Raw genomic sequence first — 24,639 nt, forward strand, 5'->3', positions numbered from 1 at the left:
CTCGCCCCGTGTCCACGGATCGCGACTATGACATGGCTCGAGCCGCGATCCGTGGACACTCGAGTGAGGGGGAGGCTCAGCGCCCGGATGCCGCGATGCGCGACGAGAGCTGGTGGGCGTGCGCGAGCAGCGTGCGGCCGAGTTCGGCGATCCGATCGGGCCCGAACCGGAACCGCACGCCCGTGAGACTCAACGCCCACTGGGGGTGCCCCTCGCGCGTGAAGACCGCCGCGCCCAGCCCGTACGACCCCTCGACGATGAGGCCCGGATTCACGGCGTAGCCGCGCTCCTGCGTTTCGCGCAGTCGCGTGCGCAGACGCTTCTCGCCGTGCGCCCCGCCCCACTGCTCGACCAGCTCGGGATGACGCTCGAAGTAGGCGTCCACATCGTGGGGTGGAAGGAACGCGAGGATCGCGAGCCCCGCCGACGCGACGCCGAGGGGAAAGCGCACACCCTCGGACAGCACGAACGAGCGGATCGGGAAGCTGCCCTCCTCGCGCAGCAGGCAGACCGTCTCGTCACCGCGGCGCACCGAGAGGAACGCGCTCTCCTCCGTCCGCACGGCGAGGGAGCGCACGATGTCGCGCGCGATGGTCGAGATGTCGTAGCGGGATGCCGCGACCTGCCCCATGAGATAGAGCTCGGGCCCGGGCATCCATCGTCCCGTCCGCTCGTCCTGATCGACGAGTCCCTCGTGGCGCAACGCGGTGAGGAGCCGATGCGCGGTGGGGCGCGTGAGCTCGGCCTTGCGCGCAAGATCGCTGACGGCGAGTCCGTCGGCCGACGCCTGCGTCACGAACCGCAGCAGGCGTGCGGCGCGCGCGATCGACTGCGCCCCGGGGATCGTCGCGCTGGTGTCCACGATATGGACGATAGACGCGTCGGGTTCCACATGGCAATCCCTGCCGTGACACGCACGGTCGGCGGCGCGCAGTGTGGAGCAGACGCACGAACGCGAAGGAGCACACGTGATCGACAAGACCTGGGGATCCGCCGCCGAGGCGGTCTCCGACATCCCCGACGGCGCTTCGCTCGCCGTCGGCGGCTTCGGCCTGTCGGGCAATCCCATCGCCCTCATCGAAGCGCTGCTGGAGCAGGGCACCTCCGACCTCAGCATCGTGAGCAACAACTGCGGAGTGGATGACTGGGGGCTGGGCGTGCTGCTGAACGCCAAGCGCATCCGCAAGATGACGTCGTCGTACGTCGGCGAGAACAAGGAGTTCGAGCGCCAGTTCCTCTCGGGCGAGCTCGAGCTCGAGCTGACGCCGCAGGGCACGCTCGCCGAGAAGCTCCGCGCGGGCGGCTCGGGCATCGCGGCGTTCTACACGCAGACCGGCGTCGGCACGCAGGTCGCCGAGGGCGGCCTCCCCCGGCGCTACGACGGCTCCGGCGGCATCGCCGTGGCATCCCCCGCCAAGGACGTCCGCACCTTCGACGTGAGCGGCGAGCCGCGCGAGTACGTGCTCGAAGAGGCGATCGTGACCGACTTCGCGCTCGTCCACGCGTGGAAGGGCGACCGCCACGGCAACCTCGTCTTCAACAAGGCGGCGCGCAACTTCAACCCGCTCGCCGCGATGGCGGGGCGCGTGTGCATCGTGCAGGTCGAGGAGCTCGTCGAGCCCGGCGGGCTCGATCCCGACAGCATCCATCTGCCCGGCATCTACGTGCACCGCATCGTCGAGGTCGGCACCGGCATCGAGAAGCGCATCGAGCGCCGCACCGTCACGGAGGCATGACCATGGCCCTCACCCGCAACGAGATGGCCGCGCGTGCGGCCGCAGAACTCGCCGACGGCGCGTACGTCAACCTCGGCATAGGCCTGCCGACGCTCGTGCCCAACTACGTGCCCGACGGCGTCACGGTCGTGCTGCAGTCCGAGAACGGCATTCTCGGCGTCGGGCCGTACCCGACCGAGGAGAACGTCGACCCCGACCTCATCAACGCCGGCAAGGAGACGGTGACGACCCTGCCGGGTGCCGCGTTCTTCGACTCGGCGACGAGCTTCGGCATGATCCGCGGCGGCAAGATCGATGCCGCGATCCTCGGGGCGATGCAGGTCTCGGCGACGGGCGACCTCGCCAACTGGATGATCCCCGGCAAGATGGTGAAGGGTCCCGGCGGCGCGATGGATCTCGTGCACGGCGCCGCGAAGGTCATCGTCCTCATGGAGCACGTCGCACGCGACGGCTCGGCGAAGATCGTGGACGACTGCTCTCTCCCGCTCACCGGCCGGGGCGTCGTCAACCGCATCATCACCGACCTCGCCGTCATCGACGTGACGGATGCCGGGCTCGTGCTCGTGGAGACCGCCCCCGGCGTCACGGTCGACGAGGTCATCGCCGCGACCGAGCCTCCCCTCATCATCCAGGAGAGAATCGAACCATGAATCACGACGACGTCGTCATCGTCGCCGCCGCGCGCACGCCGCAGGGGCGACTCAAGGGCCAGCTCGCGGCGCTGACCGCCCCCGAGCTCGGCGCGCGGGCGATCGCGGGCGCGCTCGAGAAGGCCGGCATCCCCGCATCCGCCGTCGATGCCGTGCTCGTCGGTCAGGTGCTGCCCGCGGGGTCGGGTCAGAACCCGGCTCGCCAGGCCGCGATCGGCGCGGGCATCGGGTGGGACGTCCACGCCGGCAGTGTCAACAAGGTGTGCCTCTCTGGCCTCACCGCGATCATCGACGGTGCGCGCATGCTGCGCGTGGGCGACGCGACCGTCGTCGTCGCGGCGGGCATGGAGTCGATGACCCACGCGCCGCATCTGCTCATGGGCTCGCGAGACGGGTGGGCGTACGGCTCGATCGAGGTGCTCGACCACATGGCGTACGACGGCCTGACCGACGCGTTCGACCGCGAGAGCATGGGCGCGTCGACCGAGCGGCACAACGCACGCTTCGAGGTGACGAGAGAGGCTCAGGATGCCGTGGCCGCCCGCTCGCATCAGCGTGCCGCAGCGGCGCACGAGCAGGGCCTGTTCGAGGCCGAGATCGTGCCGATCGAGATCCCCCAGCGCCGCGGCGAGCCGATCGTCGTCACGAAGGACGAGGGCGTCCGGCCCGAGACGACGGCCGAGACCCTCGCGGGCCTGCGCCCCGCCTTCTCGAAGGACGGCTCGATCACGGCCGGCAATGCGTCGCAGATCTCGGACGGCGCGTCGGCGGTCGTGCTCACGACCCGCTCGCACGCCGACGAGAACGGCTGGGACGTCCTGGCCGTCGTCGGCGCGTCGGGTCAGGTCGCGGGCCCTGACAACTCGCTGCACGCTCAGCCCGCCCGTGCGATCGAGAAGGCGCTCGCGAAGCAGGGCATCTCCGTCTCCGACCTCGACATCGTCGAGATCAACGAGGCCTTCGGTGCCGTCGTCGTCCGCTCGCAGGCCGAGCTCGGGCTGACGGACGACGTCGTCAATCCGCACGGCGGAGGCATCGCGCTCGGCCACCCCATCGGGGCGTCCGGCAACCGTCTCGTCGTGCACGCCGTGCACGAGCTCGTCCGGCGCGGAGGCGGCACCGCCGCTGTGGCCCTCTGCGGCGGAGGCGGCCAGGGCGACGCGCTCATCCTCACCCGCTGACGCGCGGTCCGCTGGGGCTCGAGCCCCAGACCCGTCTGCGTGTCCCAGTTTGCCTCGTTATCGGGCGCGATTCCGAGGCGAACTGGGACACGAAGCGGGCAAAGTGGGACACGACGCGTCGGAGGTGCGGAATAGGGTCGTGTCGTGCCCACTCTCGACGACGTCAGCGCGATCGCCGCGGGGCTGCCCGGCAGCGAAGAGCGCTCGTCCGGCGGTGGGCGCGCATGGTTCGTGCGCAACAAGCCCTATGCGTGGGAGTGCGTTCCGTACCCGAGCATCCCCGAGCCCGTACGTCAGATCGTCGCAACCGAGCTGTGCATCGGCGTGAAGCTCGCCGATCCGCTCGACGCGCTCGCTCTGCGCGAGATGGCGCCGGACGTCTTCCTGCCTCAGACGACCACATGGGGCGAGCCGAAGATCGCGTTCCGCGCGGCATCCATCGACGCCGATCATCTCGCCGAGCTCGTCGCCGAAGCATGGCGCGTCCAGGCGCCGAGGTACCTGCGCCGCGAGTTCGACGACCGCACGGCGTGAGGCGAGCGGCCCCGGAGAGCCACAGCCCCGAAGAGCGACCGGAGTATCCTTCACCCGTGCAGGAAGAGCCCGCCCTCCTCGCCCGCATCCGGGCATCCGTCATCGGCGACGACCAGGTCATGTACGGCCCGTTCGGTCCGCGCCGCGTGACGTACGCGGACTACACCGCGAGCGGACGGGCGCTCGGATTCATCGAGGACTTCGTGCGCGACGAGGTCCTCCCGCGCTACGCGAACACGCACTCCGAGTCCAGTGGCACGGGCCTGCAGACGACCCGCCTGCGCGAAGACGCCAGAGCGATCATCCACCGCGCGGTCAAGGGCACCGACGACACGGTCGTGATCTTCACGGGGAACGGCTCGACCGCCGCGATCAACAAGATCATCGGCATCCTGGGGCTGCGGATCCCGGCCGACCTCGATCGCGAGCACGGCCTGTCGGCGCAGATCCCCGCCGATCGGCGCCCGGTCGTCTTCCTCGGCCCCTACGAGCACCACAGCAACGAGCTCCCGTGGCGCGAGTCGCTGGCCGACGTGGTCACGATCCCCGAGAACGCCGACGGCCATGTCGACCTCGCGCGCCTCGAAGCCGAGCTCGAGCGCTACGCCGACCGACCGCTCAAGATCGGCTCGTTCAGCGCGGCGAGCAACGTCACCGGGATCCTCACCGACACCGCCGGCATCACCGAGCTGCTGCATGCCCACGGCGCGCTCGCGTTCTGGGACTACGCCGCCGCGGCGCCGTACGTCGACATCGACGCGTCGAACGAAGACGCCGTCTTCCTCTCGCCGCACAAGTTCATCGGCGGTCCGGGAACCCCGGGTGTCCTCGTCGTGAACCGCCGCATCCTCACCAACTCCGTGCCCGAGTCCGTCGGCGGCGGCACCGTGGCCTACGTCAATCCGCTCGAGCACCATTACATCACCGACCCCGCACATCGCGAAGAGGCGGGGACGCCGGCGATCATCGAGTCGATCCGGGCCGGGCTCGTCTTCGCGCTGAAGGATGCCGTCGGAGTCGAGACGATCCGCGAGCTCGAGCGCGGCTTCCTCACCCGCGCCCGCGCGGCGTGGGCGTCGCATCCATCGATCCAGATCCTCGGCAACGCGACGGCCGACCGCCTCTCGATCGTCTCGTTCGTCATCACCCGCCCGGGCGGACGCTACCTGCACCACAACGTCGTCGTGGCCATCCTCAACGATCTTTTCGGCATCCAGGCGCGCGGCGGCTGCTCGTGCGCCGGCCCGTACGGTCACCGCCTGCTGGGCATCGACCTCGAGCGCTCGCACGAGTTCGAGCGCGAGATCGCCGGCGGCTGCGAAGGCATCAAGCCCGGGTGGGTGCGCGTGAGCTTCAACTACTTCATCAGCGACGAGGTTTTCCAGTACATCGTCGATTCCGTCTCTCTCATCGCGGACGAGGGCCACAAGCTCGTGCCGCACTACCGGTTCTCGCCCGAGACCGGACTCTGGGTGCACGAGTCGGGAGTCGTCGAGCCGCCCCTCCGGCTGGATCAGCTGCACTACGACCGCGACGGCGCGCTCACCTACCCACGGCGCGACGAGCGCATGCCCGAGTCCGCGCTCGCCGAGCATCTCGTCGCCGCACGTGCTCTGTTCGCATCGCTGCCCGATCCGTACGCCGACGGCGAGCCCGAGCACGTGGCCGATGATCGGCTCAGCGACGACTTCGAGCATCTGCGGTGGTTCGACCTGCCTCCGGCATCCCTCCAGCGCTAGACGAATCCGCGCGTCGCGCGCAAGGGGCGGCCGAAACTCTCCGGTGGCACGTACCGTCATCGCATGGGACTCTTCCGAAGCGATGAACCGCGCACCGTGCGGCTGGATGACGCATCCGTCACCCTCAAGGCCGGGCGCGCGCCGTGGAGCCTCTGGGCCGACGGCTTCGGCCGTCTCAGCGTGCGTGCCCTCCAGCTGATCGTCGTCGTCGTGGTCCTGGCGGCCATCATCTTCGCGATCCAGTCGCTGACGCTGGTCACGATCCCGCTCGTCATCGCGCTGATCCTCGCATCGGCCTTCCAGCCGGTGATGAGCTGGATGCGTCGGCGAGGCATCCCGTCGCTGCTCGCGACCGTCATCACGCTGCTCGCGATCGTCGTCATCCTCGGCCTGCTCGGCTGGCTCATCGTGTGGGCCGTCCGCGATCAGTGGGACGACCTCTACTCGCAGGCCGAGGACGGGTTCCAGCAGCTGCTGGCGTGGATCCAGACGCTGCCCTTCGACTTCCTGCAGCCCGATCAGCTGCAGGAGTGGGTGGACAAGCTGACCGGCTTCGTCACGAGCGCACAGTTCGGCTCCGGCGCGCTGGCCGGGGTCGGCGCCGTCGCCAACTTCGTCACGGGGCTCGTGCTCATGGTCACGATCCTCTTCTTCTTCCTCAAGGACGGCCCGCAGATGTGGGAGTTCCTCCTGCGCCCGTTCCACGGCGTGAACTACCTGCGCGCCCGCCGCATCGGCGACAAGACGACCACGGTGCTCGGCTCGTACGTTCGCGGCACCGCGACCGTCGCCCTCGTGGACGCCATCGGCATCTACATCGGTCTCGTCATTCTCCAGGTCCCTCTCGCGATCCCGCTCGCCGTGCTCGTCTTCCTCCTCGCGTTCATCCCCATCGTCGGTGCGACCCTCGCGGGAATCCTCGCGGCGCTCGTGGCGCTCGTGGCCAACGACTGGGTGAATGCGCTCTTCGTCGTCGGTGTCGTCGTTCTCGTCAACCAGCTCGAGGGCAACTTCCTGCAACCGGTGCTCATGGGCCGGTCGATGAAGCTGCACCCCTTCGTGATCCTCGTCGCTCTGACCGTCGGCACGGTGCTCGGCGGCATCGTCGGCGCCGTGCTCGCTGTGCCGATCACGGCGGCCGCGTGGGGGGTCATCCAAGTCTGGAACGGACCGAACGAGCCGGCTCGATGGGCCCGACCGAAGAGTCCGATCGAGGCGTAGCGCGGCTCACTCCGCGCTCGCGAACCGTTCGATCAGGCGCGCGAGAGTAAGCATCCCCCGCGAGGTGGCCGGCGCCCCGGTGACGGCCTGGACGCTCGGCGTGCCGTTGCTCTGCCGATCGTGGTCGTTGCGCACGACGGCCCAGCCGGGACCGTCGTCGATGACGGCGCAGCGCCGCCGGCTCGCCTCCTGGCGGACGAGGGATGCGTCTCCCAGTCGCCGCGACGCGTCGAACAGCGTGAGCTCGCAGCGGCCGCCATCCGGCGCTGCCGCGTGCTCGGCGACGATCCGCTCGACGAACGTCAGCGGGCGCACCTCGATCGCATCGTCGAAGATCCCCCGCTCTGCCAGCAGCGCGCGCACGGCCTGCGGGACGGCCGCGGCATCCGGAGCCGTGAACATGACCGTGCCGTTGCTCTGGAACGCGGCCGCATCATCGACGCCGACCCTGCGGAAGGCGCCCAGCAGATCGGCCGTGGAGGGGTGGCCGCGCTGCCCCTGATTGACGTTGCGGAAGAACGCGACATGCTGCACGTGGACCATTGTGTCGCCCGCGACCGACGTGCGGCCGGGCTTATCTACACTCATGATGTGACGCTTCCCCCTCCGAGAGACCCTACGGACGCCCCCGCGCATCCTCCGGTCGCGGCGACCTACGGTGTCGCCTCGGAGTACGGGGTCGTTCCGATCTCGACGGATCACGAGTGGGTCTCACCGCCCGATCGGCGCACCGCGGGTTCGCGATCCGTGGTCGGCTGGTCGGTCGGACTAGGCCTCGCCGCACTCCTCATCGCGGGCGCGGCCTACGTGCACGTCAGCGCCAACCTCGCCTTCGACGAGGCGCTGCTCGCGGCCGGGGCCGCGTCCGAAGACGCCGACGCGGCCCGCGACGACGTGGGCGAACTCGTCGCGACGGCGAGCGCCGAAGTGGAGGCTTCCGATGCCATCGCCGCGGCGGCCACCGACGAGCTGGTCGATCCCGCCGCGCGGGCGGCGTTCGCGGAGGCGGCGGCGGCCAGTGCGAAGGCCGTGGACGAAGCGCAGTCCGCACTCGGCGCGCCGGTCGCACGACCTGACGACGACAAGCCGCTGTGGACGTGGGAGCTGTTCGATGCCGTGCCGGCGCTCGAGAGCACCACCGGCTCGCTCGACGATCTGACCCGCACGCTCACGGCGGCGGACGCCGCGATCGACACCGCGGACGCTGACCTGGATGCCGCGGCCACCGCGCTCTACGCCTCCGTCGCCGGGGCGGCCGACGCGCTCGAGGTCGCGAACGTCTCGGCGCGCAACGCCGTCGTGATCGACTTCCGCGAGGCTTCCGATGCCGTCGTCCAGCAGGCCACGGTCGATGCCGCCGCCGCCGACGCGTTCGCCGCCTACGCGACGCAGGCCGCCGCGCTCAAGAGCTCGGCGGCAGCCGTCCTCGAGACCAAGGCCGGGCCGCTGTACGCGACGCGCCTCGAGGTCGAGGCGTTCGCGCGTTCGATCGCCGGTGGCGTGCTGCTCGAGTTCGACTGGGCGCCGTACGTGAACGGCGTCGGCGGCCCGTACGGCATCTCGGGCACCGCGACATGGAACACCGCCGACGGCGGGTTCTCGACGATCACGCTCTCGAACTCGGTCGCCGAGACGTGGCCCGGTGCGTCCGCGAAGGCCCTCGTGGCGCACGAGGTCGGCCACTCCATCACCTCGAAATGCCACGAGATGTTCGACTCGGCCGATCAGGCGCAGAACGAGGCGTGGGCGACGGCGTGGGCGATCAGCATGGGGCACACCGACGAAGGCAACGGCGTGCAGGCGTACGGATACCCGCCGCAGGAGCTCATCGACAAGGCGGCCACCTGCCGGTAGACCGGGCAGCTCCCGCGGTTCGCGAACCCACTCGGTTCTCTCGAACCCACTCGGTTCCGTCGACGAGAGTGCGTGGGTTCGCGAGCGGTGGGTGGGTTCGGCGTCGAACTGAGATCCTCCCGCACTTCCAGGATACGGCGGCGATGGGGGCTTGCCGCAAGGCCCCCTCGCGGGCGCATACTGGTCGGCCGTGCGCGGCATCCATTGCCTCCGCGCGTGAGAACGGAGCCCCTCGTGACGACCCCCGTCTTCGCTCTTCCCGACCGCCTCGCCGCCAAGGCCGAACCCGACCTGATCGCGGCGGACGAACGCCACTTCGCCCGGATCGCCGACAGCCTCGAACGCGAGATCGCCGATCTGGAGTCCCGCCTGGCGCGCGTGCGACGCGAGCCGGGTCGCTCCGGCGAGGCGGCGCTCGAGCGCGACCTCGAGATCCACCGGCTGAGCGCTCGTCTGCGCACGCTGCGGCGATACAGCATCGACATCTGCCTCGGTCGCTTCGTGGCCGACGATGTGACCGTCTACATCGGCCGGCTGGGATTGACGGATGCCGCGGGCTCGCGCCTTCTCGTCGACTGGCGCTCGCCCGCCGCGGAGCCGTTCTTCGCTGCGACACCGGCGCATCCGCTCGGAGTGTCGAGCCGGCGTCGGTACCGGTGGACGCGCGGGCGCATCACCGACTACTGGGATGAGATCCTCGTCCCCGGTGCGTCGGGCGTGCTCGTCTCGCCCGACGACGAGTCGGCGTTCATCGCGAGCCTGGGCAGTTCGCGCTCGTCGCGCATGCGCGATGTGCTGAGCACGATCCAGACGGATCAGGATGCCATCGTCCGGGCGGGCGCGCGGGGGGCCCTCGTCGTCGACGGCGGTCCCGGCACGGGCAAGACGGTCGTGGCTCTGCACCGCGCGGCCTACCTGCTCTACGCCGATCCCCAGCTCGGCGAGGGGCGCGGGCGGCTGCTCTTCGTCGGGCCGCACGAGCCCTATCTGGCGTACGTGTCGGACGTCCTGCCGAGCCTCGGCGAGGAGGGCGTCCTGACCTGCACGGTGCGCGATCTCGTCGACGAGGGAGCGTCGGCTGCAGTCGAGAGAGATCCCACGGTCGCCGCGATCAAGGCGCGACGCACGCTGCTGGATGCCATCGAGCCGGCCGTCCGTCTCTACGAGGAGCCGCCGACCGAGGACCTGCTCGTCTCGACGCCGTGGGCGGATCTCTGGATCACGGCGGCGGAGTGGGCCGACGCGTTCGCGGCCGCAGAGCCCGGAGCCACCCACAACGAGGCACGCGATCAGGTCTGGGAGGAGGTGCTCGAGATCCTCCTGGACCAGTTCGACGATGTCGACGTGCCGCGCGCGCTGCTGCGCCGCACCCTCGCGCGCCACGAGGATCTCGGACGCGTCTTCACGCGCGCGTGGCCGCTGCTCGAGGCATCCGTCGTCGTCGCCGACCTCTTCTCCGTGCCCGCGTACCTGCGCCGCTGCGCGCCCTCGCTCGCACCGGACGAGGTCGCGGCGCTCCAGCGCGACGATCCTCGCGCGTGGACCGTGTCGGATCTGCCGATCCTCGATGCAGCCCGACGGCGCATCGGCGACCCCGAGGACACGCGGCGCCGCATCCGCGCCGAGGCGACCCGCGCGGCCGAGCGCGACCGGCGCTCGGCCGTCGTCGACGACCTCATCGCCGGCGACGACAGCGACCTCATGATCATGTCGATCCTCAAGGGCGAGGACGCGCAGAACTCCCTCGACGACCAGTCGGCGCTGCCGGCGGCGGACCCCGATCTGCTCGCGGGACCCTTCGCCCACATCATCGTCGACGAGGCGCAGGAGCTCACCGACGCGGAGTGGCGGATGCTGATCGAACGCTGCCCGTCGCGGAGCTTCACGATCGTGGGTGATCGCGCGCAGGCCCGCCACGGGTTCCGCGAGTCGTGGAGCGAGCGGCTGGAGCACATCGGGCTCGACCGCATCGAGGTCGCCACGCTCACGGTGAACTACCGCACGCCCGAGGAGGTCATGCGCGCGGCCGAGCCCGTCATCCGGGCCGCGCTCCCCGACGCCAACGTGCCGACGTCGGTGCGGCGCAGCGGCCGCCCGGTGCGATACGGCGACGCGACGGAGCTCGAGGGCATCCTCGCCGGGTGGCTGTCCGACAGCGAGGACGGCGTGGCGTGCGTCATCGTCGCGCAGGGGGTTCCGGCTGCCCCGCTCCCGCCGTCGGCGCGCGTGCGCGTGCTCACCCCCGAGCTGGCGAAGGGACTCGAGTTCGACCTCGTCGTGCTGATCGATCCCGAGTCGTACGGAGACGGGATCGAGGGAGCGGTCGACCGCTACGTCGCGATGACTCGCGCGACGCAGCGGCTCGTCATCCTGACGGCGAATTCAACCGGATGATGGAACGGCGCTCCGATATGCTGAATTCATGTCGGATGCTCTGGACTTCGAAGGACTCGTCGCCGTCGTTACGGGGGGCGCGAGCGGGATCGGCGCAGCGATAGCGCGCGAGCTCCGCTCGCGGGGTGCACGGGTGGCGATCGTCGACCGGCAGATGGGCTCGACACCGGACGGCGTCCTGGCCGTGGAGGCGGACGTCACCGACGACGCGACCGTGATCGCGGCCGTCCAGACGATCGCCGCACAGCTCGGCGGCATCGACGTGCTCATCAACAATGCGGGCATCGGCGCGGCAGGCGATATCGCCGCGAACGACGATGCCGAGTGGCACCGCGTGTGGGACGTCAACGTCGTCGGCATCGCACGGATGACCCGGGCCTGCCTGCCGTGGCTTCGGGCGTCGGACGCGGCATCCATCGTCAACACGGCGTCCGTCGTCGCGCACGTCGGCGTGAAGGATCGCGCCCTCTACGCCTCGACGAAGGGCGCGGTCGCCGCCCTGACTCTCGCGATGGCAGCCGATCATCTCGCCGACGGCATCCGCGTCAACGCCGTCTCGCCGGGAACCGCCGACACACCCTGGGTCGCGCGTCTGCTCGAGGCCGCCGAGTCCCCCGAAGCCGCCGCCGAGGCACTGCGCAAGCGCCAGCCGATGGGCCGGCTCGTGAGCGCCGATGAGGTCGCGTGGGCGGTGGCATCCCTCGCCTCTCCTCGCGCCGCCTCGACGACCGGCACGATCCTCTCGGTCGACGGTGGCATGCGATCGGTGCGCGTATGACATCGCCCGAGGCCGCGAAGCTCGTCGGGTCCGACCGCGTGCTCGCGGTGCTGATCGAGCTCGCCGAGCATCCCTCCGGCGCGACGCTCGACGAGCTGACGCAGGCGCTGCAGAGCCCGAAGTCCACGATCCACCGTGCGCTCACCTCGCTGCGCACCGCGCGGCTCGCGACGCAGCTGAGTCGCGGCGTCTACGTGCTCGGCGACGAGTTCATCCGCCTCGCGTTCGAGAATTACGCGGCGAGACCGGATGCCGCGATCGTCGAGCCCATCCTGCGCGCGCTCAGCGACCGGTTCGGCGAGACGGCGCACTACGCGGTGCTCGAGGGCGCAGACGTCGTGTACCGGGCGAAGGTCGATCCTTCGTCGGGCGCCGTGCGCCTGACCTCCGTCGTGGGTGGACGCAATCCCGCGTATCGCACGGCTGTGGGCAAACTCCTGCTCGCGGACACCGTGGCATCCGAGGGCGAGCTGCGTCGCGTGCTCGGGGCTCAGCCGCTCGAGAAGCGGACGCCGAACACTGTGACCGACCCGGCCGCGCTGTGGTCCGAGCTGCAGCGCACCCGCGAGCTCGGCTACGCCGTGGACGACCAGGAGAACGAGCCCGGCGTCAACTGCATCGCCGTACCGCTGCGACTGGGCGAGGGACTTCCGGCGCGCGGCGCTGTGAGCGTGAGCGCGCTCGCGTTCCGCCTGCCGCTGACAGATCTCGTTGCTCGCGTGAACGAGCTTCGCACCATCGCGGCAGGTGGGCGCACGGCGTAGTCCGCGATTCCGAGCGACGCTGTGCATGATGCGGCCCGCTCAGTCGCGCGTGGCTTCTTCGAGGAGTTCGAGGACGTGCATGTATTCGTGGCCGGTTGCACGCGTCATGCCGATCTCGCAGGTGCGGTTGCATGAGGCGTGGGCGTCGGCGCCGAGCGCGCGCACTTCGGCGGCTTCGGCGGCGGTGGCTGAGGCGGTGAGTTCGGGGTGCAGCATCCCACGGTCGCCGGCGAAGCCGCAGCATCCCCACGCGTCGGGCACGGTCACGGCCCGTGCGACGGCGTTGCCGACGGTGAGGAGTGCGGGGTCGAGGCCCATCTGCGTCGAGGAGCAGGTGGGGTGCAGCACGAGGGAGTCGATGATCGGCTGGATCTCGCCGAGTGCGGGAAGCACGACGCGGGAGACGAAGGCGACGGCGTCTTCCGTGCGATGGGGCAGGCCTGCGTCGTCGAAGATGTGCGCGAACCCCTCGGTGCAGCTCGCGCCGTCGCTGACGATGACGAGTTCACCGTCCCGTGACGACTCTCGCACCGTGGCGATGACGCGGGCCGCCATGACGTCGCGTCCGCCCGTGTAGCCCTTCGAGGTCCACGGCGTGGAGCAGCAGAGCGACTCGATGCCGTCGGGCACGATGACCCGCACCCCGGCGCGCTCGACGAGTCGCCGGAACGCTTCGGTCACGCCGATGCCTCCGGCTGCGGGGCCGAACATGCTGCCCGTGCAGGCGGGCAGGTAGACCGCGATGGTCTCGCCCGTGCCGATCGTGCCCGCGAGCTCTCGCCGGGGCGCTCCCCCGCCGGGCAGATCGGCGGAGTAGGAAGGCACCGTGTCGGCGCCCAGCAGAGAACGACCTGCGGTCGTCGCGGCGCGCACGAGACCAGCGGGCACGGTATCCGCCGCCGACAGGGCGAGCGCCCCCGCCCGCGTCACCGGACCCCACGCCTTCGCCGCCACCTTCCACCCGGCGGCGAGCACGGGACTCTGATCCTCACGGCGCAGGCGCTTGACGAGCGAGCCCGTGTTGATGAGCACGGGGCACGCGGTGACGCACATGCCGTCGACGGCGCACGTGTCGACGCCGACGTAGTCGTAGTCGCGTTCCAGCTCCGCGGCGAGGGCGTGGTCGCCGGATGCCTCGGCCTTCGCGATCCCGCGGCGCACGACGATCCGCTGCCGCGGAGTGAGAGTCAGATCCTTCGACGGGCACACGGGCTCGCAGTAGCCGCACTCGACGCAGCGATCGGCTTCGACCTCGACGGGCTCGGCGAGCTTGATGTCGCGGATGTGCGCGTCGGGATCGTCGCCGATGATGACGCCGGGGTTGAGAATGCCGGCGGGGTCGCACAGCCGCTTGATCTCGCGCATGACGTCGTAGAGCTCGGCGCCGTACTGCCGGGCCACGAACGGCGCCATCGCCCGGCCCGTGCCGTGCTCGGCTTTGAGGTTGCCGCCGTGGTCGAGCACGAGATCGACCATCTCGTCCGTGGCCCCCACGAGCCGCCCGAGTGCCTCGTCGCCCTCGAACCGATCGGTGAGCATGAAGTGGATGTTGCCGTCCTTCGCATGTCCGAAGATCACGCTGTCGCGGTAGCCGTACCGCGCGAACAGCTCCTGCAGCGACTCACAGGTCGGCGCGAGAGCCGGAACCGGCACGACGATGTCCTCCAGCAGCGCCGTCGTGCCCGATGGTCGCGCACCCGCAACGGTCGCGTAGAGCCCCTTGCGCAGCTTCCATGCCGTCGCGCGATTGTTCGCGTCGGGCGAGAAGACGGCGGGAGTGCGCAGCGCGCTTTCACCGAGCACCCGCGCGCCCCGACCGGCGAGGTCCACGAGGTGCTCATCATCCATCGCCTGGTACTCGACCAGCAGAGCGGCTTCGGCCACCACATCGAACCCCAGGATCTCGCGGGGCGCGTCGGAGAAGGACTGCCCCACCCGGATGCTCGTGGCATCCATCAGCTCCAGCGTCGCCGCCTCCGTCGCCACCAGCTGCGGCAGCGCGCGCGTCGCATCATCCAGCGTCCGGAACACCGCGAGCGCCGTCGTCACCTTCGGCTTGAGCGGCACCGTGCGGTATGTCGCCTCCGCGATGAACGCCAGTGTCCCCTCGCTGCCGATGAGCAGATGCATGAGCACCTCGACGGGCGAGTCGAAGTCGAGGAACGCGTTGACGCCGTAGCCCATCGTGTTCTTCATCGCGAACTGCCGCTCGATCAGAGCGACGGATGCCGGGTTCTCCCGCACACGCCGCTGCAACCGCAGCAGCCCCTCGACGAGAGTCGGCTCGGTGGCGTGCAGACGCGCATCGGCATCGGGAGCCGCGGTGTCGACGACCGTGCCGGACGGCAGAACGAAGACGAGCGACTCGAGCGTGCGATACGTGTTCTCGGTGATACCGCACGCCATGCCGCTCGAATTGTTCGCGACCACACCGCCGATCGTGCACGCCGCCTCGCTCGCCGGATCCGGTCCAAGCCGATAGCCGTGTCGCAGCAGGCGCATATTGACCTGCCGGACCGTCGCGCCCGGCTGCACCCGCACGCGAGCCCCGCCGTCGAGCACCTCGATGCGGCGGAAGCCCCGGCGCGTGTCGACGAGCAGCCCATCCGTCGACGCCTGCCCCGAAAGGCTCGTCCCACCCGACCGGAACGTCACACGAGACCCACTCGCACCCGCCGCCCGCAGGATCGCCGCCACCTCCGCGGCATCCTCAGCAATCAGCACCGCCTTCGGCGTGTTCAGGTAATGCGACGCATCACTCGCATACGCCACACGATCGATCGCACGGGTCTTGATACGGGATGCCTCGCCCATCGCATCCGAGATCGCCGAGGGCACTGATTCGGAGACATCCGCAAGAGCGGAACCGAGGACGGTCACAGTGGACTGCTCCAGGGCACGGACCGTGTGTCGTTGATCGTCGCAGTCATGCGGTGAGCCACGGTCAGTAAGTGGCCCGGCCGCCACTGATGTCGTAGACCGCGCCCGTCGAGAACGACACGCGGTCCGACACGAGCCAGGCGATCAGCTCGGCCACTTCGTCAGCTCGGCCCACCCGCTTCATCGGTATGAGGTTCGTGATGTGGGCGAGCACATCCGGGTGCGTGTCATCGTTCATGGGGGTTGCGATGACCGCGGGGGCTATCGCGTTGACGAGCACACCTGTCGTCGCGAGCTCTTTTCCGGCGGACTTCGTCAGCGCGATGACGGCGGCCTTCGAGGCGGAATACACCGAGAGGTTCGGATTGCCGTCCTTGCCGGCCATGCTCGCGATGTTCACGACACGCCCCCACCCGCGCTCGACCATTCCGGGCACGAACGCCCGCATCGTCGCGACCGTGCCCAGCACGTTCACATCGAGCACGCTCCGCCACTGCGCGGCGGTCGTCGTCAGCAGAGGAGCGTTCGGGCCGACGATGCCCGCCGAGTTCACGAGGATGTCGATCGGTCCGACGTGCGGTACGGCCGCCGCGACGGCATCCTCATCCGTCACATCCAGCACGACATCGCAGTCGCCCGAGAGGTCGACGCGCACGACCTCGATGCCGTCCGATGTGAGACGGGCGGCTGTGGCGGCACCGAGGCCGCTGGCACCGCCCGTGACGAGAGCGCGGGTCATGGGAGAACTCCTTGCAGTGAGACGTGGAACTTCGGGCCCGGGCCGGCCGCGGACGGGCGCTCGCCCGCGAGGATCGCCGGCAGCTCATCGAGTGCGACGGTCGCCGCGACCAGCGGACGCGGATCCACCGCCCCGGAGGCGTAGGCCTCGATCGTGCCGGCGAGTCCGGGCGACGCGCTCAGGATGCCCACGGCAGTGACGTCGGCGAGCACGAGCTCGCGCGTGTCGATCTGGCTCGGCGTGCCGGCGAGACCGACGTAGACGACGCGCTTTCCCGGCTCGACGAGCTGCACCGCGCGGGCGGGCATGTCGGGCGCGTTCGACGCGTCGATGACGGCATCCCACTCGAGATCGGGCAGCTCGGCATCCGCCCACGCGTTCTCGAAGCCGATCGATCGCGCGAACGCGAGCGAGCGCTCGCTGCGACCCAGCAGGTGCACCTCGGCACCGGCCGCCTGTGCGAACATCGCGCAGAGCAGACCGATCGTGCCCGGCCCGGCGATGAGCACGCGGTCGCCCTTCGCGAGCTGCGCGGCCTCGACGGACCGGAAGGCGTTGCCACCCGGCTCGACGAGCGCGCCCGCCGCGTCGTCGACGGCGTCGGGGAGGGCGAGGAGAGAGGATGCCGGAACCGCCACCTGCTCGGCGAGCGCTCCGGGGCGACCGTCGCGGATGCCCAGTTCGTCGCGGAGGGCGCAGACGTGCTGACGGCCCGACCGGCAGCGTCGGCAGACGCCGCAGCCCTGCATCGTGTCTCCTGTCACGCGCCGGCCGAGCCAGGAGGCATCCACCCCCTCGCCCACCGCCGAGACAGTGCCCATCCACTCGTGCCCGATGCGGACGGGGAAGGTCGTGACGCCGTCATGGAGGTACTGCATCTCGCCGGTGAACAGCTCGACGTCGGTGCCGCAGATGCCCGCGCGCTGGACGTCGACGACGACATCGCCGGGTGCGACGACGGGAGACTCGACGTCCTGCACTTCGGCACGGTTCGGGCCTGTGATGACGAGGGCCCTCATCGCGGCGGGATCACCCTCTGCCGCTGCGCGCCGAGGCCCGTGATGCTGAGCTCCATGACGTCGCCCTCCTGCAGCCAGATCGGGGGCGTGAATCCGAGTCCGACGCCCGGAGGCGTGCCGGTGTTGATGAGGTCGCCGGGCTCGAGCACGAGGAACTGGCTGATGTAGTGCACGATGACGTACGGGTCGAAGATCATCGTCGACGTCGACCCCGTCTGGCGGCGGACGCCGTTGACGTCGAGCCACATGTCGAGGTCCTTCACATCGGCGATCTCGTCGGGGGTCGCCAGCCACGGGCCCGCTGGATTGAAGGTCTCCGCCGACTTGCCCTTGAGCCACTGCCCGCCGCGCTCCATCTGGAACGCGCGCTCGCTGACGTCGTTGACCAGCACGTACCCGGCGATGCGGTCGCGGGCCTCGTCCACCGAGTCGAGGTAGCTCGTGCGGGCGCCGATCACGATGCCGAGCTCGACCTCCCAGTCGGGCTTGGTCGAACCGCGCGGGATCCGGACGTCGTCGTTCGGGCCGACGAGGGTGTTGGGCGACTTCGTGAAGAGGATCGGCTCGTCGGGGACCGCCTGTCCGCTCTCGGCCGCGTGATCGGCGTAGTTGAGCCCGACGCAGATGATCTGATGCGGCCTCGCGAACGGCGCGCCGAAGCGCTGATCGCCGATGGGCAGCGCCTCGCGTCCCTCCACGATCGCGGCCAGACGCGCGAGCCCGCCACTGCCGAAGAACGCCTCGTCGAAGTCGTCCACGGCATCCGAGACGTCGATCCAGCGATCGTCGCCGATGAGGATGCCGGGCTTCTCTGCTCCGGGGGCTCCGATGCGCACGAGCTTCATGGTCGTCGTTCCGTTCCTTCGTCGATGGATGCGCCGCCCCACAGCGTCGCGGGCAGGCCGCGCACGCCGGGGTCGAAAGTGAAGAGCCGGCCGGAGTCCGGCCAGTCGGCGAGCTGCTGCTCACTGAGCTCGGAGCGCGCGGTCGTGATGACGAGCGTGCCGAGATCGGCGCCGGCGAAGGCGACGCTCGAGGTGTGCGGCGCGGGGACCACGACGACGCCGACGAGTGCGCCGGCGGGATCGAACCTGCGCACCTCTCCCGCGCCCCACACCGCGACCCACAGGTGGTCGTCGGCGTCGAGGCAGATGCCGTCCGGGTAGCCGTGGGTCAGCTCGATGTGGATCTCCCGCGGTCCGAGATCGGGATAGCTGCGCCGGTAGACGACGCGCCGGATCGTGTCGACGGAGTACATCACCGACCCGTCGGCCGACCACGCGAGGCCGTTCGAGAGACCGAGATCGTCGTCGATCGTCGTCAGCGTGCCGTCGGCCTCGAGACGCACCAGGATCTCGGGCGTATCCGACTCGCCCTTGCGAAGAGTGCCGACGACGAACCGGCCGCGGGGGTCGGGCATCCCGTCGTTGAGTCTTCTCCGGGCCGGGCCGTCGACCTCTTCGGCGGGAGCGACCACCGCGAGCGTCGTCAGCGTGCCGTCCAGACCGCGCCGCACGATCGCGCCGCCGAGGCCGAGCACGAGTTCGTCGTCCACCCCGGGCGACGCGGTCCCGACCTGCGCGCCGACCTCGATCCGCTCATCGACGCGGATGACTCCCCCGGGCAGCAGTCGAGCGCGGTAGACATGACCCTGGGTGATGTCCACCCACGAGAGGACGTCGCGGCGGCTGTCCCAGAACGGGCCTTCGGCGAGATCGAAGGATTCGGATGTCGCGGCTCGCGCCGTGCCGAGATCCCTCACCCGCGTTCCCTTCGTCGGTCGCACTCCGCGGGGAGTCCGCGTGTGGGAGCTATGCTAGCCGTATTCCATCTGATAGTCGTATTTTCCGAAAGTTGGTAAAGCGATGGCGCCGAACCTCCGCAGCGACGACTGGTACTCGGGCGACGATCGGAATGCCTATATCCATCGCGCCTGGATGCGGCGAGGCGTTCCCGCCTCCGCCTTCGACGGCAGACCGCAGATCGCGATCGCGAACACGGCGTCCGACCTCACCCCGTGCAACGCGCACCTGACCGAAGTCGCTCAGTCGGTGAAGAACGGCATCTACGAGGCCGGCGGCATCCCGCTGGACCTCCCGGTCGTGTCCCTCGGCGAGACGCAGGTGCGCCCGACGGCCATGCTGTGGCGCAACATGGCGGCGATGGCGACAGAGGAGATGCTGCGCGCCAATCCGATCGACGGGGTCGTCCTGCTCGGCGGCTGCGACAAGACGATCCCCGCGCTGCTCATGGCCGCGGCATCCGTCGACCTTCCCGCCGTCGTCGTGCCCGGCGGGCCGATGCTCACGGGCCACTTCCGCGGCGAAGCGCTCGGATGCGGCACCGACGTCTGGCGGCTGAGCGAAGAGGTCCGCGCCGGCACCCTCTCCGAGGAGCAGTTCCTGCGGTCCGAGTCGTCGATGATCCGGTCCAAGGGCCACTGCAACACGATGGGCACCGCCTCGACGATGGCCCTCGTCGCCGAGGCGCTCGGCACGATCATCCCCGGGCTCGCCGGCACTCCGGCACCCGACTCCCGGCTCCTCGAGGCCGCCCATCTGACCGGCCGGCTCGCGGTGGACCTCGTCGCGGAGGACCGCCGACCGTCCACCTTCCTCACGAAGGCGAGCTTCCACAACGCGATCGTCGCGCTCGCGGCGATCGGCGGCTCGACGAACGCCGTCGTGCACCTGCTCGCGATCGCCGGACGCCTCGGGATCGACCTCACGATCGACGACTTCGACCGCATCGGCGCCGACGTGCCGCTCTTGGTCAACCTTCAGCCGGCCGGGCGCTACCTGATGGACGACCTGTACCGCGCAGGCGGCTTCCTCGCCGTCATGCGCGAAGTGCGCGATCTGCTCGACCCGACCGCGCTCACGATCACGGGACGCCCCTTCGTCGACCACCTCGAGGACGCGAGGATCTGGGACGCCGATGTCATCACGCCCCGCGCCGAGCCGCTCCTGCCGGCCGCCGGCATCACCGTCCTGCGCGGGTCGCTCGCGCCCGGAGGCGCGATCATCAAGCCGGCCGCGGCATCTGCGCACCTCCTGAAGCACCGCGGGCGTGCTCTCGTGTTCGACTCGATCGAGGACTTCCACGCGCGGATCGACGACCCCGACCTCGATGTCGACGCGGACTCGATCATGGTGCTCCGCGGATGCGGGCCGAAGGGCTACCCGGGGATGCCGGAGGTGTCGAACATGCCCCTGCCTCCGAAGCTCCTGGAACAGGGCGTGCGCGACATGGTCCGCATCTGCGACGGTCGCATGTCGGGAACGGCATACGGCACCGTCGTGCTGCACGTCACCCCTGAAGCCGCCGCGGGCGGTCCGCTCGCCGTCGTGCGGACGGGGGATTGGATCGTCCTCGACGTCCGTGCGGGCCGGCTCGACCTCGACGTCCCCGCCGATGAGCTCGCCGCCCGCACCCCGAATGCGGCGACCGTGGATGCGTACGCCGCGCCGCGTCGGGGCTGGGAGCGACTGTACGTCGACCACGTGCTGCAGGCCGACAGGGGCGCCGACCTCGACTTCCTCGTCGGGAGTTCGGGATCGAAGGTGTCGCGCGAGTCCCACTGAGGCGAGGTGACGGTTCCCTCGGCCGCGCAGTTGGGGGGCACGCAATGCCGAGGGAACCTCGCCCGCGCGCGTGGCAGCGACCAAAGATCGGTCCGACGCCCCAGCAGTCGGGTTACCTCGATCGTAGATGCCCGGGGCGTGCGACGGAATGCCTGTGAACGACCGGGCCCCCCGACGGTCAAGGGCGGCGGGGGGCGCGGCGGTCAGGCCTCGTCGATCACGCGATCGAAGAACTCGTCACGTGCCACGTCGAGGTCGGGGCCGCTGCGGACACCGGTGTCGAGAGCATCGATCCGGGCGAGCTCGTCGGCGCTCAGCGCGAAGTCGAACACGTCGAAGTTCTCGGCGATGCGCGCAGGCGTGACCGACTTCGGGATCGCCGAGCGTCCCTCCTGCAGGTGCCAGCGGAGCATGATCTGTGCCGGCGACTTGCCGTGCTCGCGGTACCCGGTGCGCAGCGCCGTGTCGACCGCGGCGGCGGTCTCTTCCGGGGCGCTCTGGAAGACGCCCGCCCGAGAGCGGGCATCGTGACGGCGTTGTCGAGAGTGACGTCGATCGAGGGCCCTCACTAAACCGCCCGGAGCGGATGCATGACAGTGTCCCCCGTGCCCGGTACCGCCAGACCCTCCCCCGCGACGCCGAGCGGGCGTAGCGTCGAGTCATGGATCACCGCAGCGAAGTGCGCGAGTTCCTCACGTCGCGCAGGGACCGCTTGACCCCCGACCGAGCGGGACTCCCGGCGTACGGCGGCAACCGCCGCGTCCCCGGGCTGCGCCGTGAGGAGGTCGCGCTGCTGGCCGGCGTGAGCGTCGACTACTACACGCGCCTCGAGCGGGGCGACCTGTCCGGCGCATCCGACACCGTGCTCGACGCCCTCGCTCGGGCGCTGCAGCTCGACGACGCCGAGACCGCGCACCTCGTCGATCTCGCGCGCACGGCGAACGCCTCGCCGACCGCGCGCCGCCCGCGCAAACAGCAGAACACGCTGCGGCCCAGCATCCTGCGCCTTCTCGATGCGATCACCGAGGCACCGGCGCTGATCCGCAACAACTACTTCGACTACGTCGCGGCCAACCCGCTCGCACGCGCGCTCTACGCGCCGATCTTCGCCGAGCCGAATCCGAACAGCGCGCGCTTCGCCTTCCTCGATCCCGCGGCTCCGGACTTCTACGTGGAGTGGGAGAAGAACACGCAGGAGCTCGTCGCGACGATGCGCGGCGAGGCGGGACGCAACCCCTTCGACAAGCGCCTCACCGACCTCGTCGGCGAGCTGTCGACGCGATCGGAGCGGTTCCGCACGCTGTGGGCGGCGCACAACGTCCGCTACCACCGATCGGGAGTGAAGCGCATCCATCATCCCGTCGTCGGCGAGCTGGAACTCGCGTACGAGGCGTTCGAGCTTCCGGCCGATCCGGGTCTCACCCTCTCGACCTACACGGCCGAGCCCGGGTCGCCGTCGGCCGATGCCCTCCGTGTGCTCGCGAGCTGGGCCGCCACGACCGACCTGCCCGCCCCTCGACAGGAGGGCGCGGCCGCCGAGTCGTGACGCGGGGCAGGACCGGCATCCACTCTGCTGAGCGAGGGTTACGCCGTGTTCCGCGCCGGCGGACACAGGGACGCCACGGTGGATACCGTGTGAGCGCAGCGCACCCATCCCGACGAGGAGTTCCCATGCCGACGATCGAGGTCCTGGTCGGAAACCCCCAGCGCGGCTCGCGCACGCGCCTCGTCGCCGAAGAGGTCGCCGGGCAGCTCGCAGCCCGAAGCGGCGCCGCGATCGCCGAGACCATCGATCTCGCGGACGCCGCGGACCAGCTGTTCGTCTTCCCGAGTCCCGACATCGACGTGCTGCTCGCGCGCGTCGCCTCAGCCGATCTGCTCGTCGTCGCGAGTCCGACCTACAAGGCCGCGTACACGGGACTGCTCAAGAGCTTCCTCGACCGCTACCCGACGGCCGGTCTGAGCGCCGTGACGGCGGTTCCGATCCTCACGATCGGGGCTCCGACCCACGCGCTCGCGGTCGAGCTCACCCTCCGCCCTCTCCTCGTCGAGCTCGGGGCCTCCGTGCCCACGCGGGGCATCGCGTTCCCGGCCGGCGAGGCCGATCGCCGGACGGAGATCGTCACGGCATGGCTCGACGGCGAATGGTCTCGCCTCGCGCCGGTGCTGCGTGAAAGCATCGATGGATGACCGACGTCCTTCCCTTCCGTCAGGTCGACGTCTTCGGCGACGGCGCGTTCACCGGCAATCCCGTTGCCGTCGTGCTCGATGCTGACGACCTGTCGACCGAGCAGATGCAGCGCATCTCCGTATGGACCAACCTGTCGGAGTGCACGTTCGTCACGAAGCCGACCGAGCCGGCAGCCGACTACGCCGTCCGCATCTTCAGCCTGAGTCTCGAACTGCCGTTCGCCGGGCACCCCACGCTCGGCACCGCCCGCGCGTGGCTGTCCGCCGGCGGCACGCCCCGCGACGACGGACTCGTCATCCAGCAGTGCCGGGCGGGGCTCATCCCCGTGCGCGTCGACGACGCCATCCTCGCGTTCGCGGCGCCGCCTCGCATCCGGTCGGGCGCTGTCGATCCGCACCTCGTCGAGGACGTCATCGCGATCCTCGGCGTCGATCGCGCAAGGGTCGTCGCGACCGAATGGCTCGACAACGGACCGGGGTGGATCGGCGTGCTGCTCGACAGCGCAGAGAAGGTGCTGGACCTGGTTCCGGATGCTTCGCGCCACCCCGGCGTGTGGGACATCGGCGTCATCGGACCGGCACCAGACGGCACCGACCATGACTTCGAGCTGCGCGCCTTCTTCACCGATGGTGCGGGACCCCTCCGCGAAGACCCCGTCACCGGCAGTCTGAATGCGGCTGCCGCGCAGTGGCTGCTCGACACCGGTCGGGTCGAGGCGCCCTACAGGGCGCATCAGGGAACGGCGCTCGGGCGCCGCGGTCGCATCTCGATCGCGCAGGACGACGACGGCATCTGGGTCGGCGGTCGCGCCGAGGTCGTGGTCGACGGGACGATCCGGGTGTAGCCCGCCGCGAGCCCCGCGAGTAGTGTCGCGACCATGGCCGATCAGTCCTCCGGAAGCGGCACGCCCGAAGACCCGTGGCGTCTCAGGACGCCCCCGCTGTCGTCCGAGTACACCATCCATCGCGAGGATGATCTGCTCGTCTGCCAGGTCGGCTCGACGCGCCTGACCTATCTGGCTTCGGCCATCGACGATCTGCACGCGATGCTGAAGGACCGCGGGGACTGGATGCTGCTCGGAGCCGCCGACGAGAAGAAGGACGCGGCGCCCGACACCGTGGAGGCGTGGGGCCGATCACCCGACAACCCCGTCGGCGGCTGGTACGGACAGCGCAGGGGCTATCGGGGCCGATTCGGGATGTACATCCCGCCGCTTCTCGAGGCGCTGGGGCTCGTCGAGCTCGAACACCAGCCGCGCAACAACCGGGTCCGCGCCCGGTAGAGCTCGTCGGGCACGTCGCGCCCGCGCCCGCGCTCGAACCCACTCACTCCCACCGAACCCACACGGTTCTGCGCGCGAGAGCGAGTGGGTTGG

General features: G+C 70.2%; 23 protein-coding genes. 15 read left to right on the forward strand and 8 right to left on the reverse strand.

Annotated elements, in window-relative coordinates:
• Positions 1-76: 76 nt before the first annotated feature.
• Positions 77-862 carry an IclR family transcriptional regulator gene (locus ACTIFV_RS11160; protein WP_439592847.1) on the reverse strand — a complete coding sequence of 262 codons (786 nt, stop codon included), beginning with the start codon at positions 860-862 and terminating at the stop codon, positions 77-79.
• Positions 863-968: 106 nt separating this feature from the next.
• On the opposite strand from ACTIFV_RS11160, the gene ACTIFV_RS11165 reads away from it, so the two are divergent.
• The 6 genes from ACTIFV_RS11165 to ACTIFV_RS11190 all read left to right on the forward strand — a co-directional run bounded on the left by ACTIFV_RS11165 (position 969) and on the right by ACTIFV_RS11190 (position 7,061).
• Complete coding sequence (locus ACTIFV_RS11165) at positions 969-1,736, forward strand: CoA transferase subunit A (RefSeq protein WP_439592848.1); 768 nt, start codon at positions 969-971, stop codon at positions 1,734-1,736.
• 2 nt (positions 1,737-1,738) lie between these two features.
• On the forward strand, positions 1,739-2,386 hold the full coding sequence (locus tag ACTIFV_RS11170) for a 3-oxoacid CoA-transferase subunit B (RefSeq protein WP_439593083.1): 648 nt from the start codon (positions 1,739-1,741) through the stop codon (positions 2,384-2,386).
• Positions 2,383-3,567 (forward strand): acetyl-CoA C-acetyltransferase, encoded by a 1,185-nt coding sequence (locus ACTIFV_RS11175; protein WP_439592849.1) that lies wholly within the window; start codon positions 2,383-2,385, stop codon positions 3,565-3,567. The genes ACTIFV_RS11170 and ACTIFV_RS11175 overlap by 4 nt, the downstream gene beginning before the upstream one ends.
• A 144-nt stretch (positions 3,568-3,711) precedes the next feature.
• On the forward strand, positions 3,712-4,101 hold the full coding sequence (locus ACTIFV_RS11180; protein ID WP_439592850.1) for an MmcQ/YjbR family DNA-binding protein: 390 nt from the start codon (positions 3,712-3,714) through the stop codon (positions 4,099-4,101).
• Positions 4,102-4,157: 56 nt separating this feature from the next.
• The gene (locus ACTIFV_RS11185; RefSeq protein ID WP_439592851.1) at positions 4,158-5,840 is read left to right on the forward strand and encodes an aminotransferase class V-fold PLP-dependent enzyme; all 1,683 of its coding nucleotides are present in this window, start codon (positions 4,158-4,160) and stop codon (positions 5,838-5,840) included.
• 63 nt (positions 5,841-5,903) lie between these two features.
• A complete protein-coding gene (locus ACTIFV_RS11190; RefSeq protein ID WP_439592852.1) occupies positions 5,904-7,061 on the forward strand; it encodes an AI-2E family transporter in 1,158 nt (385 codons plus the stop codon).
• A 6-nt stretch (positions 7,062-7,067) separates the two neighbouring features.
• Here ACTIFV_RS11190 and ACTIFV_RS11195 read toward each other — a convergent pair whose 3' ends face one another.
• Positions 7,068-7,649: a DUF1697 domain-containing protein gene (locus ACTIFV_RS11195; RefSeq protein WP_439592853.1), complete on the reverse strand. Its 582-nt coding sequence runs from the start codon at positions 7,647-7,649 to the stop codon at positions 7,068-7,070.
• A 3-nt stretch (positions 7,650-7,652) separates the two neighbouring features.
• Here ACTIFV_RS11195 and ACTIFV_RS11200 point away from each other — a divergent pair, with 3 nt between their 5' ends.
• From ACTIFV_RS11200 to ACTIFV_RS11215, 4 genes are all read left to right on the forward strand, one after another.
• Entirely contained in the window at positions 7,653-8,915 is a 1,263-nt protein-coding gene (locus ACTIFV_RS11200; protein WP_439592854.1) for a hypothetical protein, read from the forward strand.
• 216 nt (positions 8,916-9,131) lie between these two features.
• Positions 9,132-11,309, forward strand: a complete 2,178-nt coding sequence (gene helR / locus ACTIFV_RS11205; protein WP_439592855.1) for an RNA polymerase recycling motor ATPase HelR — start codon at positions 9,132-9,134, stop codon at positions 11,307-11,309.
• Positions 11,310-11,337: 28 nt separating this feature from the next.
• Positions 11,338-12,087, forward strand: coding sequence for an SDR family NAD(P)-dependent oxidoreductase (locus ACTIFV_RS11210; RefSeq protein WP_439592856.1), 750 nt, complete (start codon positions 11,338-11,340; stop codon positions 12,085-12,087).
• Positions 12,084-12,851, forward strand: coding sequence for an IclR family transcriptional regulator (locus ACTIFV_RS11215; RefSeq protein ID WP_439592857.1), 768 nt, complete (start codon positions 12,084-12,086; stop codon positions 12,849-12,851). Before ACTIFV_RS11210 ends, ACTIFV_RS11215 begins: the two co-directional genes overlap by 4 nt.
• Before the next feature lie 39 nt (positions 12,852-12,890).
• On the opposite strand, the gene ACTIFV_RS11220 is transcribed toward ACTIFV_RS11215, so the two are convergent.
• From ACTIFV_RS11220 to ACTIFV_RS11240, 5 genes are all read right to left on the reverse strand, one after another.
• Positions 12,891-15,665 carry an FAD-binding and (Fe-S)-binding domain-containing protein gene (locus tag ACTIFV_RS11220; RefSeq protein WP_439593084.1) on the reverse strand — a complete coding sequence of 925 codons (2,775 nt, stop codon included), beginning with the start codon at positions 15,663-15,665 and terminating at the stop codon, positions 12,891-12,893.
• A gap of 130 nt (positions 15,666-15,795) precedes the next feature.
• Positions 15,796-16,470, reverse strand: a complete 675-nt coding sequence (locus tag ACTIFV_RS11225; protein ID WP_439592858.1) for an SDR family NAD(P)-dependent oxidoreductase — start codon at positions 16,468-16,470, stop codon at positions 15,796-15,798.
• A complete protein-coding gene (locus ACTIFV_RS11230) occupies positions 16,467-17,489 on the reverse strand; it encodes a zinc-dependent alcohol dehydrogenase (RefSeq protein WP_439592859.1) in 1,023 nt (340 codons plus the stop codon). Before ACTIFV_RS11230 ends, ACTIFV_RS11225 begins: the two co-directional genes overlap by 4 nt.
• Positions 17,486-18,334 carry a fumarylacetoacetate hydrolase family protein gene (locus ACTIFV_RS11235; protein ID WP_439592860.1) on the reverse strand — a complete coding sequence of 283 codons (849 nt, stop codon included), beginning with the start codon at positions 18,332-18,334 and terminating at the stop codon, positions 17,486-17,488. The genes ACTIFV_RS11230 and ACTIFV_RS11235 overlap by 4 nt, the downstream gene beginning before the upstream one ends.
• On the reverse strand, positions 18,331-19,251 hold the full coding sequence (locus tag ACTIFV_RS11240) for an SMP-30/gluconolactonase/LRE family protein (RefSeq protein WP_439592861.1): 921 nt from the start codon (positions 19,249-19,251) through the stop codon (positions 18,331-18,333). The genes ACTIFV_RS11235 and ACTIFV_RS11240 overlap by 4 nt, the downstream gene beginning before the upstream one ends.
• A 103-nt stretch (positions 19,252-19,354) precedes the next feature.
• Here ACTIFV_RS11240 and ACTIFV_RS11245 point away from each other — a divergent pair, with 103 nt between their 5' ends.
• A complete protein-coding gene (locus ACTIFV_RS11245; protein WP_439592862.1) occupies positions 19,355-21,073 on the forward strand; it encodes an IlvD/Edd family dehydratase in 1,719 nt (572 codons plus the stop codon).
• Between the two features lie 203 nt (positions 21,074-21,276).
• Here ACTIFV_RS11245 and ACTIFV_RS11250 read toward each other — a convergent pair whose 3' ends face one another.
• Positions 21,277-21,642 (reverse strand): aldo/keto reductase, encoded by a 366-nt coding sequence (locus ACTIFV_RS11250; RefSeq protein ID WP_439592863.1) that lies wholly within the window; start codon positions 21,640-21,642, stop codon positions 21,277-21,279.
• Positions 21,643-21,734: 92 nt separating this feature from the next.
• Here ACTIFV_RS11250 and ACTIFV_RS11255 point away from each other — a divergent pair, with 92 nt between their 5' ends.
• The 4 genes from ACTIFV_RS11255 (at position 21,735) to ACTIFV_RS11270 (ending at position 24,546) form a co-directional block, all read left to right on the forward strand.
• The gene (locus ACTIFV_RS11255; protein ID WP_439592864.1) at positions 21,735-22,619 is read left to right on the forward strand and encodes a helix-turn-helix transcriptional regulator; all 885 of its coding nucleotides are present in this window, start codon (positions 21,735-21,737) and stop codon (positions 22,617-22,619) included.
• Positions 22,620-22,744: 125 nt separating this feature from the next.
• Complete coding sequence (locus tag ACTIFV_RS11260; protein WP_439592865.1) at positions 22,745-23,263, forward strand: NADPH-dependent FMN reductase; 519 nt, start codon at positions 22,745-22,747, stop codon at positions 23,261-23,263.
• Positions 23,260-24,108, forward strand: coding sequence for a PhzF family phenazine biosynthesis protein (locus ACTIFV_RS11265; RefSeq protein ID WP_439592866.1), 849 nt, complete (start codon positions 23,260-23,262; stop codon positions 24,106-24,108). Before ACTIFV_RS11260 ends, ACTIFV_RS11265 begins: the two co-directional genes overlap by 4 nt.
• Positions 24,109-24,141: 33 nt before the next feature.
• On the forward strand, positions 24,142-24,546 hold the full coding sequence (locus tag ACTIFV_RS11270) for a DUF6855 family protein (RefSeq protein ID WP_439592867.1): 405 nt from the start codon (positions 24,142-24,144) through the stop codon (positions 24,544-24,546).
• Positions 24,547-24,639: the final 93 nt, after the last annotated feature.

It is taken from the genome of Microbacterium sp. (genome assembly GCF_051860965.1).
Classification (GTDB): Bacteria; Actinomycetota; Actinomycetes; order Actinomycetales; family Microbacteriaceae; genus Microbacterium.